Origin of the sequence: Enterobacter cloacae complex sp. S2 (assembly GCF_015159675.1) — a bacterium.
Lineage (GTDB): Bacteria > Pseudomonadota > Gammaproteobacteria > Enterobacterales > Enterobacteriaceae > Enterobacter > Enterobacter intestinihominis.
Window position 1 is genome coordinate 1 of sequence record NZ_JADDTS010000009.1, and the last position, 12,494, is coordinate 12,494.

The 12,494-nt window shown below is 54.9% G+C and carries 12 protein-coding genes, 1 pseudogene and 1 other annotated feature (1 of these 14 running past the window's edge); of the genes and pseudogenes, 4 read left to right on the top strand and 9 right to left on the bottom strand.

The genetic code is table 11. The annotated features are described in order from the left end of the window. The 3 genes and pseudogenes from IPZ49_RS05555 to ugd form a co-directional block, all read left to right on the top strand. Positions 1–105, top strand: a pseudogene (locus tag IPZ49_RS05555) (phosphomannomutase); the annotation flags it as partial. Between the two features lie 165 nt (positions 106–270). Continuing rightward, complete coding sequence (gene gndA / locus IPZ49_RS05560) at positions 271–1,677, top strand: NADP-dependent phosphogluconate dehydrogenase (protein ID WP_023303973.1); 1,407 nt, start codon at positions 271–273, stop codon at positions 1,675–1,677. Positions 1,678–1,930: 253 nt separating this feature from the next. After that, positions 1,931–3,097, top strand: coding sequence for a UDP-glucose 6-dehydrogenase (ugd, locus tag IPZ49_RS05565; protein ID WP_003859477.1), 1,167 nt, complete (start codon positions 1,931–1,933; stop codon positions 3,095–3,097). A 49-nt stretch (positions 3,098–3,146) separates the two neighbouring features. Here ugd and IPZ49_RS05570 read toward each other — a convergent pair whose 3' ends face one another. Beyond that, a complete protein-coding gene (locus tag IPZ49_RS05570) occupies positions 3,147–4,151 on the bottom strand; it encodes an NAD-dependent epimerase (protein ID WP_063847871.1) in 1,005 nt (334 codons plus the stop codon). A 192-nt stretch (positions 4,152–4,343) separates the two neighbouring features. On the opposite strand from IPZ49_RS05570, the gene wzzB reads away from it, so the two are divergent. Continuing rightward, positions 4,344–5,324, top strand: coding sequence for an LPS O-antigen chain length determinant protein WzzB (wzzB, locus tag IPZ49_RS05575; protein WP_062937950.1), 981 nt, complete (start codon positions 4,344–4,346; stop codon positions 5,322–5,324). A 39-nt stretch (positions 5,325–5,363) separates the two neighbouring features. Here the strand turns inward: wzzB and hisIE are convergent, their stop codons facing one another. From hisIE to hisG, 8 genes are read right to left on the bottom strand one after another with little or no spacing between them, the layout of a single operon-like run. Next, entirely contained in the window at positions 5,364–5,975 is a 612-nt protein-coding gene (hisIE, locus tag IPZ49_RS05580) for a bifunctional phosphoribosyl-AMP cyclohydrolase/phosphoribosyl-ATP diphosphatase HisIE (RefSeq protein WP_045348858.1), read from the bottom strand. Then, a complete protein-coding gene (gene hisF, locus IPZ49_RS05585; protein WP_003859481.1) occupies positions 5,969–6,745 on the bottom strand; it encodes an imidazole glycerol phosphate synthase subunit HisF in 777 nt (258 codons plus the stop codon). The genes hisIE and hisF overlap by 7 nt, the downstream gene beginning before the upstream one ends. Next, positions 6,727–7,464, bottom strand: coding sequence for a 1-(5-phosphoribosyl)-5-[(5-phosphoribosylamino)methylideneamino]imidazole-4-carboxamide isomerase (gene hisA, locus IPZ49_RS05590; RefSeq protein WP_058700238.1), 738 nt, complete (start codon positions 7,462–7,464; stop codon positions 6,727–6,729). Before hisA ends, hisF begins: the two co-directional genes overlap by 19 nt. After that, positions 7,464–8,054 (bottom strand): imidazole glycerol phosphate synthase subunit HisH, encoded by a 591-nt coding sequence (gene hisH, locus IPZ49_RS05595; RefSeq protein ID WP_063932719.1) that lies wholly within the window; start codon positions 8,052–8,054, stop codon positions 7,464–7,466. Before hisH ends, hisA begins: the two co-directional genes overlap by 1 nt. Further along, the gene (gene hisB / locus IPZ49_RS05600; RefSeq protein ID WP_032654190.1) at positions 8,054–9,121 is read right to left on the bottom strand and encodes a bifunctional histidinol-phosphatase/imidazoleglycerol-phosphate dehydratase HisB; all 1,068 of its coding nucleotides are present in this window, start codon (positions 9,119–9,121) and stop codon (positions 8,054–8,056) included. Before hisB ends, hisH begins: the two co-directional genes overlap by 1 nt. After that, positions 9,118–10,179, bottom strand: a complete 1,062-nt coding sequence (gene hisC / locus IPZ49_RS05605) for a histidinol-phosphate transaminase (protein WP_063932720.1) — start codon at positions 10,177–10,179, stop codon at positions 9,118–9,120. Before hisC ends, hisB begins: the two co-directional genes overlap by 4 nt. Continuing rightward, entirely contained in the window at positions 10,176–11,480 is a 1,305-nt protein-coding gene (gene hisD, locus IPZ49_RS05610; protein WP_063151651.1) for a histidinol dehydrogenase, read from the bottom strand. The genes hisC and hisD overlap by 4 nt, the downstream gene beginning before the upstream one ends. A gap of 5 nt (positions 11,481–11,485) precedes the next feature. Further along, positions 11,486–12,385 (bottom strand): ATP phosphoribosyltransferase, encoded by a 900-nt coding sequence (hisG, locus tag IPZ49_RS05615; protein ID WP_003859492.1) that lies wholly within the window; start codon positions 12,383–12,385, stop codon positions 11,486–11,488. A gap of 45 nt (positions 12,386–12,430) precedes the next feature. Beyond that, positions 12,431–12,494, bottom strand: a sequence feature (His leader region) (it continues 60 nt past the right edge of the window).

A 12,494-nucleotide genomic window follows, 5' to 3' on the forward strand; every position in this document is an offset into this window, starting at 1 on the left:
TCCTCCAACACCGAGCCGGTGGTGCGCCTGAACGTGGAGTCCCGGGCTGATGCGCCACTCATGAAAGAAAAAACAGAGGAAATTCTTGCGTTGCTAAGAAAGTGATTATCAACGCCTGCATTTTTTGGCGGTTTAAATGTACCAGGATTATGCAATCGATGTGACATAGGTCAGCAAAAGCTATTCTTATCATCCGATCCTGAGTTAACATCAGATACACATTTCAAGCCGCGCAACAGTCGCGGCGACCACACCTGACAGGAGTATGTAATGTCCAAGCAACAGATCGGCGTTGTCGGTATGGCAGTGATGGGGCGCAACCTGGCGCTCAACATCGAAAGCCGTGGTTATACCGTCTCCGTTTTCAACCGCTCCCGTGATAAGACCGAAGAAGTCATCGCTGAGAATCCAGGCAAAAAACTGGTTCCTTTCTATACGGTTAAAGAGTTCGTTGAGTCTCTGGAAACGCCTCGTCGTATCCTGTTAATGGTGAAAGCGGGCGCAGGTACCGATGCAGCTATCGATTCACTGAAACCGTATCTGGATAAAGGCGACATCATTATCGATGGCGGCAACACCTTCTTCCAGGACACCATTCGTCGTAACCGTGAACTGTCTGCTGAAGGCTTCAACTTCATTGGTACCGGCGTATCCGGCGGTGAAGAAGGCGCTCTGAAAGGTCCATCCATCATGCCTGGCGGTCAGAAAGAAGCGTATGAACTGGTTGCGCCAATTCTGACCAAAATCGCTGCGGTTGCGGAAGATGGTGAGCCGTGTGTGACTTATATCGGTCCTGATGGCGCTGGTCATTACGTGAAAATGGTTCACAACGGCATTGAATATGGCGATATGCAGCTGATTGCTGAAGCCTACTCTCTGCTGAAAGGCGGCCTGAACCTCTCCAACGAGGAGCTCGCAGAGACCTTCACCGAGTGGAACAAAGGCGAGCTGAACAGCTACCTGATCGACATCACCAAAGATATCTTCACCAAGAAAGATGAAGAGGGTAAATACCTGGTTGATGTGATTCTGGATGAAGCCGCGAACAAAGGCACTGGTAAATGGACCAGCCAGAGCTCTCTGGATCTGGGTGAGCCATTGTCCTTAATCACCGAATCCGTATTTGCACGTTATATCTCTTCTCTGAAAGAGCAGCGTGTTGCGGCATCTAAGGTGCTGTCTGGTCCTCAGGCCAAACCCGCTGGTGATAAAGCGGAGTTCGTTGAGAAAGTCCGTCGTGCACTGTACCTGGGTAAAATCGTCTCTTACGCGCAGGGCTTCTCTCAGCTGCGTGCGGCATCAGACGAGAACAACTGGGATCTGAACTACGGTGAGATCGCGAAGATCTTCCGTGCCGGCTGTATCATTCGCGCTCAGTTCTTGCAAAAAATCACCGATGCCTATGCTGAAAACGCGGGTATCGCAAACCTTCTGCTGGCACCTTACTTCAAACAAATTGCTGACGAATATCAGCAGGCGCTGCGTGATGTTGTTGCGTACGCGGTGCAGAATGGTATCCCGGTTCCGACCTTCTCCGCTGCGGTGGCATATTACGACAGCTATCGTGCTGCCGTTCTGCCAGCGAACCTGATTCAGGCACAGCGTGACTACTTCGGTGCGCATACCTATAAGCGTACGGATAAAGAAGGTGTGTTCCACACCGAATGGCTGGATTAATCTGATTTAACTCAGTCTGATAGCATGGCCCGGTGAGACTCACCGGGCTTTTTTTATCGCTTTCAGTCCCATGTTGACTTACTTTCTCCAGCCAACCACTTTCATTGCCGCATAAATCACTACGTTTATCCCTTTCTGAAGCAAGGCATTCGCCTTGACAGTCCCTCAACTTAAGAGGTAAAAACCTCAACAGTTGTTTATTGCGGTGGTGTGCTTACGCCTCCAGAAACTCAAACTTGAAGAAGTTAAACGAATGAAAATAACCATCTCCGGAACAGGCTATGTTGGTCTCTCAAACGGTATTCTGATTGCACAAAACCATGAAGTGGTTGCGCTGGATATCGTGCAGGCAAAAGTGGACATGCTTAACCAGAAGAAGTCCCCGATCGTCGATAAAGAGATTGAAGAATACCTCGCGACCAAACCGCTGAACTTCCGCGCTACCACGGACAAAGAAGATGCTTACCGCGATGCGGATTTCGTCATCATCGCCACCCCAACCGACTACGATCCTAAAACTAACTACTTCAATACATCAACCGTTGAAGCGGTGATTAAAGACGTTACGGCAATCAACCCGAACGCAGTGATGATCATCAAGTCGACAATTCCAGTGGGTTTCACCAAATCGATTAAAGAAGAGTTGGGTATTGATAATGTCTTCTTCTCGCCGGAATTTCTCCGCGAGGGCAGGGCGTTATACGATAACCTGCACCCATCCCGTATCGTGATTGGCGAGCGTTCCGAGCGCGCAGAGCGTTTTGCTGCGTTGCTTCAGGAAGGCGCAATCAAAAAAGATATTCCGGTCCTGTTCACCGATTCCACCGAGGCAGAGGCCATTAAGCTTTTCGCCAATACCTATCTGGCGATGCGTGTGGCTTACTTCAACGAACTTGACAGCTATGCCGAGAGCTTAGGTCTGAACACCCGTCAGATCATCGAGGGCGTGTGTCTTGACCCGCGTATCGGTAACCATTACAACAACCCGTCCTTCGGTTACGGTGGTTACTGCCTGCCAAAAGATACCAAGCAGCTGCTGGCTAACTATCAGGCGGTGCCGAACAACCTGATTTCCGCCATTGTGGATGCCAACCGCACGCGTAAAGACTTCATCTCGGATTCCATTCTGGCGCGTCAGCCGAAAGTGGTGGGCGTGTATCGCCTGATCATGAAGAGCGGTTCCGATAACTTCCGCGCTTCTTCCATTCAGGGGATCATGAAGCGTATTAAGGCGAAGGGCGTACAGGTCATTATTTATGAACCGGCCATGCAGGAAGACGAGTTCTTCCACTCTCGCGTCATTCGCGATCTGGATGCATTCAAGAAAGAAGCGGATGTAATTATCTCCAACCGTATGGCGGAAGAGCTGGCGGACGTGAAAGATAAAGTCTATACCCGCGATTTGTTCGGCAGCGACTGATTAAAATCGTGATATAAAAAAACCCGGCAATCTGCCGGGTTTTTTGTTTTTAAACGTTATAGAAGTTGCGGTACCAGTCGACGAAGTTTTTCACGCCTTCTTTGACTGAGGTTTGTGGTTTAAACCCAATAACGTCATACAGCGCTTTGGTGTCCGCACTGGTCTCCAGCACGTCCCCCGGCTGGATCGGCATCATATTTTTCACCGCTTCTTTGCCCAGCGCCTCTTCAAGCGCGGTGATGTAATCCATCAGTTCGACAGGTGAACTGTTACCGATGTTATACACGCGATACGGGGCAGAACTGGTTGCTGGCGAACCGGTTTCGACCGTCCAGTCGGCATCTGCCTGAGGAATGACGTCCTGTAGGCGAATAATCGCCTCCGCAATATCATCGATATAGGTGAAGTCGCGCTTCATCTTGCCGTAGTTGTATACGTCGATGCTGTTGCCTTCAATCATGGCTTTGGTGAATTTGAACAGCGCCATGTCCGGGCGCCCCCACGGGCCATAGACGGTAAAGAAGCGCAGGCCAGTGGTCGGCAGGTTATACAGATGCGAATAGGTATGCGACATCAGCTCATTGGCTTTTTTGGTTGCGGCATACAGCGATACCGGATGATCTACGGAGTCGTCAGTAGAAAACGGCATCTTACGGTTGAGGCCGTACACAGAGCTGGATGACGCATACAGAAGATGCTGAACCTTATTGTGGCGACAGCCTTCCAGCACGTTCAGGTGACCTACCAGGTTCGCATCAGCGTAGGCATGCGGGTTTTCCAGCGAGTAACGCACGCCCGCCTGTGCGGCAAGATGGATTACGCGGTCAAATTTCTCATTGGCGAAGAGCGCAGCCATGCCGTCGCGGTCCGCTAAGTCCAGCTTGTGGAAGGTGAAACTCTCGGATTTGAGCAGTTCGAGGCGAGCGAGCTTGAGGTTAGGATCATAGTAATCATTCAGATTATCAATCCCAACAACCTTATGCCCTGCATCAAGCAGGCGCTTGCTGACATGAGAACCGATAAAGCCCGCCGCGCCCGTTACCAGAAATTTCATAGCTTCCCTCATTCACAGTGTTCTTGTTGATGTCCCAGGACATCAGAATCCGACTATGATAGCGCGTCGCACTTCACTTACATAACCCATCTTTCCGATATAACTCATCGGATTCTTATAGAAAATTCTTCAGCAACAGATACACTAAGGAAACAAGATTGTTTTTGCCCTTTTTCATCTGTTAGGGATTGTATGACGCACAACAACGATAACCTGGTCACACGTAACAATGACCCGGAGCAAATTGATTTACTGGATTTAGTGCTACAGCTGTGGCGTGGTAAGTGGGTAATAGGGGCATTTGTTGCTGCTTTTATCGTTCTCGCCGTTATTTATATCACTGTAGCCAAAGAGAAATGGACGTCATCTGCTATCATTGCTCAACCTGATGCTGCACAAATAGCTACCTATTCCAATGCGTTGAATATTCTTTATGGCGGTGCTGCACCGTCGATGCTTGATATTCAGAATCGTGCAATAGGTCGTTTCAACTCCTCGTTCTCTGCATTAGCCCAGGCGCTTGATAATCAGGAAGATCCAGAAAAACTGACAATCGAACCGACTGTTAAAGGACAGGGATTACCCTTAACGGTGACCTATCAGGGCGAATCGGCTGAAGCGGCTCAAAAACAACTTGCTCAGTACATCCAGCAGGTCGACGAACAGACGGCCAAAGAGCTGACGCTTGACCTCAGAGACAACCTCAAGCAACAGATCACAACCCTGAACGACTCTCTTCTGAACCAGGAGAAAGTGGCACAGGAGCAAAAAGATCTGCGTATCAAGCAAATTTCTGAGGCGCTTAAGAACGCGGAAGCGGCGAAAATTAGTACACCGCAGCTCCAGCAAACGCAGGATGTTACTCAGGAAACCATGTTCCTGCTGGGCACCGTAGCGCTCAAATCAATGGTTGATAACGAGGCGTCCCGTCCGCTGGTCTTTCCTGGCTCTTACTATCAGACCAAAAAGAACTTACTGGATATTGAAAACCTCAATGTTAACCCAGACACAGTACACGTGTATCGTTACGTGATGAAACCAGATCTGCCAATCAAGCGTGACAGCCCTAAAAAGGCCCTTACCCTCATCCTTGCCGTTCTCCTCGGCGGGATCATCGGTTCTGCTGTCGTCCTCGGCCGTAACGCGCTGAGAAACTACAAGCCAAGAGCCTGATTTACGCACAAAAAAAGACCGGGTCTCCCCGGTCTTTTTTTATTTATGTCGTTTCCGCAAATTCTCAATCACCGTCGTTAAATCCAGCTCCTGATCCTGAAGCAGCACCAGCAGGTGATACATCAAATCCGACGCTTCGTTCGTCAGCTCCTCACGGTCATGCACGGTGGCCGCCAGCGCCGTTTCAACGCCTTCCTCACCCACCTTCTGCGCAATACGCTTGGTGCCGCTGGCGTACAGTTTCGCCGTGTACGAGCTCTCGGGATCCGCTGATTTACGCTCTGCCAGCAGCTGTTCCAGCTGATAGAGGAACAGCCACTGGTGGCTCGCCTCGCCGAAGCAGCTGCTGGTGCCTTTGTGGCAGGTAGGCCCAATCGGGTTGACCAGCACCAGCAGGGTGTCGTTGTCGCAGTCTGGCGTAATGCTGACCACATTCAGGAAGTGACCCGAGGTTTCCCCTTTCGTCCACAGGCGCTGTTTGGTGCGCGAGAAAAACGTCACCTTGCCGCTGTCGATCGTTTTTGTCAGTGCCTCCTGGTTCATGTATCCCAGCATCAGCACTTCGCCTGAAACGGCATGCTGTACAACCACCGGCAGTAATCCGTCAGTTTTTTCCCAGTCCAGCTGCGCCTGTTGTTGCTCTGTTAACATACCCTGATCTCCACGCCCTGGTCGGCCAGGTACGTTTTTAACTCACCAATATTGATAATCTGTTTGTGAAATACGGAAGCGGCCAGCGCGCCGTCTACGTTCGCATCGCGGAAGGCTTCCAGGAAGTGTTCCATGGTGCCCGCGCCGCCGGAGGCAATCAGCGGAACCTGGCAGACCGCGCGCACTTTTTTCAGTTGCTCTAGGTCGTAACCGTTGCGTACGCCGTCCTGGTTCATCATGTTCAGCACAATTTCACCCGCGCCGCGTTTTTGCACTTCCTGCACCCAGTCCAGCGTCTCCCATTGGGTGACGCGCGTGCGGCTTTCATCGCCGGTGTACTGGTTAACGTGATATTTGCCCGTCGCGGTATCAAACCAGGTGTCGATCCCCACGACAATGCACTGCACGCCAAAGCGGTCCGCCAGACGCGTAATCAGTTCCGGATCTGCAAGCGCAGGGGAGTTAATCGAAATTTTGTCCGCACCGAAAGAGAGAATTTTCGCCGCATCGTCAGCAGATTTAATCCCGCCCGCCACGCAGAAGGGAATATCAATCACCTCTGCCACGCGCGCCACCCAGCTTTTGTCCACCACGCGGCCATCGCTGGAGGCGGTGATATCGTAAAATACCAGTTCGTCTGCGCCTTCTTCGGCATAACGTTTTGCCAGCGGAACGATGTCGCCAATGATCTCGTGGTTGCGGAACTGCACGCCTTTTACAACCTGACCATCACGCACGTCCAGGCAGGGAATTATCCGTTTTGCCAGCATTGAATCGCCTCCTTCACCGTAAATTTGCCTTCAAGCAGCGCGCGACCCACGATCACGCCACGTACACCGGTTCCGCGCAGAGCGGCGATATCCGCCAGGTCGCCGATACCGCCAGAGGACTGAAACGCCACCTGCGGATAACGCGCGCAAACCTCTTCATACAGCGAGACGTTAGAGCCTGCGAGCGTACCATCGCGTGAAATATCCGTGCACAGGACGTGCTTCAGCCCTATGGGGAGATACATCCCGACCAGCTCTTCCAGCGTTACGCCGGAGTTTTCCTGCCAGCCGCTGACCGCGACCTGCTTGTTACCCTGCGCGTCAATGCGCACATCCAGCGCCAGCACCAGCGCATCCGCACCGAAGCGGCGGAACCAGCCCTTGACACTCTCAGGATCTTTCACAGCGGTCGAACCCACTACCACGCGCGCCACGCCCGCGTCCAGTAAGGCGGCAACATCGGCTTCCGTACGCACGCCGCCGCCCACCTGCACCGGGACGTCCACGCCAGCCACCAGTGTTTTAAGCAGTGGGATCTGGCGTTTGGCCGGATCTTTCGCGCCGGTCAGATCGACCAGGTGCAACACCTCAGCGCCCTCGGCGGCGTAAGCCTGTAACCGCGGCAGCGGGTCGTTGCCGTAGTCGCGCTGCTGCCCGTAATCGCCCTGGTGGAGACGAACAACCGTGCCGTCAATTAAATCTAAAGCGGGAATTATCATCACATCTCCAGGAAATTTTTCAGCAGTTGCGCACCGGCGGCGCCGGAGCGTTCCGGGTGAAACTGCACGCCGTAAAAGTTATCTTTCTGCACGGCGGCGGTGAACGCCTCGCCGTAATTGCACTGGGCGATGGTGTAGGCATTCACGGGCATGGCGTAGCTGTGAACGAAATAGAAGTACGCGCCGTCGTCAATACCCTGGAACAGCCTGTTGCCCGCCTTCGGATAAACGCGGTTCCAGCCCATGTGCGGCAGCGGCAGGCCGTGGTCGGTCATTTTCGGCACGTCTTCTTCAATAATGCCCAGCAGATCAACGCCGTTGCTCTCTTCGCTGCGGCGGCCAAGCAGCTGCATGCCGAGGCAAATGCCCAGCACCGGTTGAGTACAGGCTTTGATGAGATCTACCAGCTCGCGCTCATGGATCTGATCCATCGCCGCCTGGGCGGTGCCAACGCCCGGCAGAAAGAGTTTATCCGCACGCAGCACCACGTCCGGGTCGCGGCTCACCACCGGCTCGTAGCCGTGGCGCATAATCGCCGACTGTACGGAGTTCAGATTGGCGCATCCGGTGTCCAGAATCACCACGTTCATTACAGCACTCCTTTCGACGAGGGCAAGGCGTCACCTTCCACGCGAATCGCCTGGCGCAGGGTACGGCCAAAGGCTTTGAACAGGCTCTCGACGCGGTGGTGATCGTTTTTGCCTTTGGTTTTCAGGTGCAGCGTCAGGCCCATGGTGTAAGAAAGCGAGCGGAAGAAGTGTTCCACCATCTCGGTGCTGAGATCGCCCACGCGCTGGTAGGTAAAGTCGGCTTTGTATTCAAGGTGCGGACGCCCGGAGATATCCATCGCGCAGCGCGCCAGGCACTCGTCCATCGGCAGAACAAAGCCGAAGCGGTTGATGCCGCGCTTGTCGCCGAGCGCCAGCTTCAGGGCTTCGCCCAGCGCCAGGCCGGTATCTTCCACGGTGTGGTGATCGTCGATATACAGGTCGCCCTTAACGGTGATCTCCATACGGAAGCCGCCGTGAGTGGCGATTTGATCCAGCATGTGGTCAAAGAAACCGACGCCGGTGTGGATCTTGCTGCCGCCTTCGCGGTCGAGCCAGACCTTCACGTCGATCTGCGTCTCTTTGGTGTTGCGTTCAACGTGGGAATAGCGGTCGCGTCGGGTGAGCTGCTCGCCAATCATCGCCCAGTTTAGCGTGTCGCGGTTATAGCGCAGGCCCGCAATGCCCATGTTGTCCGCCAGCGTGATATCCGTGACGCGATCGCCGATCACATAGCTGTTGCTTTTATCCAGCGCCTCTTCCGCCAGATAACGTTCAACAAGCTTCACTTTTGGCTTGCGGCAGTCGCACTCGTCGGCAGGCATATGCGGGCAGATCAGCACCTCGTCAAAGGCGATACCCTGCGAGGTCAGCACCTGCATCATCAGGTTGTGCGGGCCGTCAAAGTCCGCCTGCGGGAAGCTGTCGGTGCCCAGACCGTCCTGGTTGGTGATCATCACCAGCTTATAGCCTGCTTTCTGAAGCTTCAGCAGCACCGGGATCACGTCGGGTTCAAACGCCAGCTTGTCGAAACGATCGACCTGAAAATCGCTGGGTGGCTCCGAGATGATGGTGCCGTCACGATCGATAAAGAGATACTTCTGACTCATACTTTCTCCGCTTTCAGGGCGTCAATCACGCGCTGGCTCTCTGCACGGGTGCCGACGGTAATACGCAGGCAGCCGCTCAGGGTAGGTTGTTTATTCTGGTCTCGTAAGATAATGCCCTGATCCCACAACGATTTAAATATCGCGCTTGAGGCGGTGAAGCGCACCAGGATGTAGTTGGTTTCCGAGTCGAACACCTGCTCCACGCACGGAATCGTTTTAAGGGCATCAACAAGATACTGACGCTCTTCCAGGATCTGCGCCACACGCTCGCGCATCGCGCTGATGCCCTGCGGGGCCAGCGCCTGTGCCGCAATATCGGCAACCGGCGTTGAGAGCGGATACGGGGCAATCACTTTCAGCAGCAGGTCGATAACCGCTTTATTCGCCAGCGTAAATCCACAGCGAAGGCCGGCGAGGGCGAAGGCTTTGGAAAGGGTACGCAGCACAACGAGATGCGGATACTCCTCAAGCCAGCCTGTCAGCGTCGCCTGCGGGCAGAACTCAATGTAGGCTTCATCAGCGACGACCAGCGCCTTGCCGCGCGTCATCTCCAGCAGGGTGCGGATATCCTGCGGATGAATAATCTGCCCGGTGGGGTTGTTCGGGCTACAGACAAACACCACCTTCACGCCGTCAAGGTTATCGGCGATGCCCTGCAAATCCAGCTGCCAGTTGTCGAGCGCCTGCACGTTGCGGCAGGCCACGCCAAAGGTTTCGGCGCTCACGCTGTACATCCCGTAGGTGGGCTGGCAGTACATCACCGCGTCTTTACCCGGCTCACAGAAGGCGCGGATCAGCAGCTCAATCCCTTCATCAGCCCCACGGCTGACCAGCACCTGCTCAGGCTTCACGCCTGCATACTGCGCATAGTTCTCGATCACCGCTTTCGGCTGACACTCCGGGTAGCGGTTCAGCGTCTGCTGCGAAAGCTCAAAGACCACCGCCGTGGGATATTCATTGGCATTCAGCCAGACGTCACCGTTCCCGCCCAGACGACGCGCAGACTGATAGGGCGTCAGGCGACGGACATTTTCGCGGGCTAATTCTTCGATGTTCATGCTTGCTCCTTCAGGGCGGCAACGCGCAGCGTCACGGAATTTTTGTGGGCAGTCAGGCGCTCGGCGGCGGCCAGGGTTTCAATGGTCGACGCCAGCGAGGCAAATCCCTCGCGGGAGAGTTCCTGCACGGTCATGCGCTTCTGGAAATCCGCCAGCCCCAGGCTGGAGCAGGTTGAGGTATAGCCATACGTCGGCAGCACGTGGTTGGTGCCGGAGGCGTAATCCCCGGCGGATTCCGGTGACCAGTCGCCGAGGAACACCGAGCCTGCGCTGGTTATGCTGTCGACCAGTTCGCGCGCGTTGCGGGTCTGAATAATCAGGTGCTCAGGACCGTACTGGTTGGAGATGGCGATGCACTGGTCAAGATCGCGGGCCACAATCAGGCGGCTGGCGGATAGCGCCTGACGCGCCGTTTCCGCACGCGGCAGGTCAGCCAGCTGACGCTCAACGGCGTCGCCCACGCGTTTTGCCATGTCGGCATCTGGCGTCAGTAAAATCACCTGCGAGTCAGGGCCGTGTTCGGCCTGCGAGAGCAGGTCAGAGGCCACGAAATCCGGTGTAGCGCCGCTGTCGGCAATCACCAGCACTTCAGAAGGACCGGCAGGCATATCAATCGCCGCGCCGTCCAGACGCTGGCTGACCTGACGCTTCGCTTCGGTCACGTAGGCATTGCCCGGGCCAAAGATTTTGTCGACCTTAGGAATGGATACTGTCCCGAACGCCAGGGCAGAAATCGCCTGCGCACCGCCCACTTTATAGATCGCCTGCACGCCGCACAGCTTCGCCGCGTACAGGATCTCATCGGCGATCGGTGGCGGAGAGCAGAGCACCACCTTCTGACAACCGGCAATACGTGCCGGGGTGGCCAGCATCAGGACGGTCGAAAACAGCGGGGCAGAGCCGCCGGGAATATAGAGGCCAACGGACGCCACCGGGCGTGTCACCTGCTGGCAGCGTACGCCGGGCAGGGTTTCCACATCCACCGCCTGCAATTTCTGCGCGGTGTGGAAGGTATCAATATTTTTCACCGCGACGGCCATCGCCTGTTTGATGTCATCACCCAGACGATTGCTGGCATCAATGATTTCCTGCTCGGTAACCTGTAACGCGTCGACCTCCGTTTTATCAAACTTCGCGCTATACTCGCGCAGCGCGTCGTCCCCGCGGGCTTTGACGTTATCAAGGATCTCCGCCACGGTGCGGGTGATGCTCTCCGAGGCGGAAATTGCCGGGCGCATCAGCAGCTCGCGCTGTTGCGCGTCGCTACAGGTATTCCAGTCGATGATTGTGTTAAAGCTCATGGTCGTTACTCCATCATCTTCTCAATTGGCAGCACCAGAATGGAGCTTGCGCCCAGCGCCTTCAGTTTTTCCATGGTTTCCCAGAACAGGGTTTCGCTGCTCACCATGTGCATCGCCACGCGCTGCTGGTCGCCCGCCAGCGGCAGAATGGTTGGGCGCTCAGCGCCCGGCAGCAGGGCAATCACTTCCTCCAGGCGCTCGGTTGGTGCATGCATCATGATGTATTTGGATTCACGCGCCTGAATCACGCCCTGAATGCGGGTCAGCAGTTTGTCGATGAGCTGCTGTTTGGCGTCGGCCATCTCGCCGTCGCGCTGGATAAGGCACGCTTTGGAGCGGTAGATCACTTCCACTTCGCGCAGGCCGTTCGCTTCGAGCGTGGCGCCGGTGGAGACGAGGTCACAGATGGCATCGGCCAGGCCCGCACGCGGCGCCACTTCAACAGAGCCATTCAGCAGACAGGATTTAAACTGCACGCCTTTTTGATCGAGGTAACGCTTCAGCAGGTGAGGGTAAGAGGTGGCGATACGTTTGCCGTTCAGCGCGGCCGGGCCGTCCCAGGCTTCATCGACCGGCGTAGCCAGCGACAGGCGGCAACCGCCAAAGTCCAGACGACGCAGGGTAAAGTAGCGCGGATCTTCGCCCTGCGCGCGGCGGGTTAATAACTCTTCTTCCAGTACGTTTTCGCCGATGATGCCGAGATCAACGACGCCATCCATCACCAGGCCCGGGATATCGTCATCACGTACGCGCAGAATGTCGATCGGCATATTTTCAGCCAGGGCGATCAGGCGCTGGGTGTGCAGGTTGATTTTAATCCCGCAGCGGGCCAGCAGTTCGCGTGAATCGTCGCTTAAACGGCCTGATTTTTGAATAGCTATGCGTAAACGTGAGTTATCTAACATTCTGTGTTCCTCGTTAACCTGTTTTAACCTGTCTGAATGCGGTCCAAAAAAAAGCCCCCGGAAGAAGATCTTCCGGGGGCTTTTTCATGCGTTCATGCACCACTGGAAG

What these genes read in the sequence shown, in the direction of transcription:
- hisIE (WP_045348858.1), bottom strand. Translation starts at nt 5,975, where the DNA reads ATGTTAACAGAGCAACAACAGGCGCAGCTGGACTGGGAAAAAACTGAC.
- wzzB (WP_062937950.1), top strand. Translation starts at nt 4,344, where the DNA reads ATGACGCACAACAACGATAACCTGGTCACACGTAACAATGACCCGGAG.
- gndA (WP_023303973.1), top strand. Translation starts at nt 271, where the DNA reads ATGTCCAAGCAACAGATCGGCGTTGTCGGTATGGCAGTGATGGGGCGC.
- hisH (WP_063932719.1), bottom strand. Translation starts at nt 8,054, where the DNA reads ATGAACGTGGTGATTCTGGACACCGGATGCGCCAATCTGAACTCCGTA.
- hisD (WP_063151651.1), bottom strand. Translation starts at nt 11,480, where the DNA reads ATGAGCTTTAACACAATCATCGACTGGAATACCTGTAGCGACGCGCAA.
- ugd (WP_003859477.1), top strand. Translation starts at nt 1,931, where the DNA reads ATGAAAATAACCATCTCCGGAACAGGCTATGTTGGTCTCTCAAACGGT.
- hisG (WP_003859492.1), bottom strand. Translation starts at nt 12,385, where the DNA reads ATGTTAGATAACTCACGTTTACGCATAGCTATTCAAAAATCAGGCCGT.
- hisC (WP_063932720.1), bottom strand. Translation starts at nt 10,179, where the DNA reads ATGAACATCGAAGAATTAGCCCGCGAAAATGTCCGTCGCCTGACGCCC.
- hisF (WP_003859481.1), bottom strand. Translation starts at nt 6,745, where the DNA reads ATGCTGGCAAAACGGATAATTCCCTGCCTGGACGTGCGTGATGGTCAG.
- hisA (WP_058700238.1), bottom strand. Translation starts at nt 7,464, where the DNA reads ATGATAATTCCCGCTTTAGATTTAATTGACGGCACGGTTGTTCGTCTC.
- hisB (WP_032654190.1), bottom strand. Translation starts at nt 9,121, where the DNA reads ATGAGTCAGAAGTATCTCTTTATCGATCGTGACGGCACCATCATCTCG.
- IPZ49_RS05570 (WP_063847871.1), bottom strand. Translation starts at nt 4,151, where the DNA reads ATGAAATTTCTGGTAACGGGCGCGGCGGGCTTTATCGGTTCTCATGTC.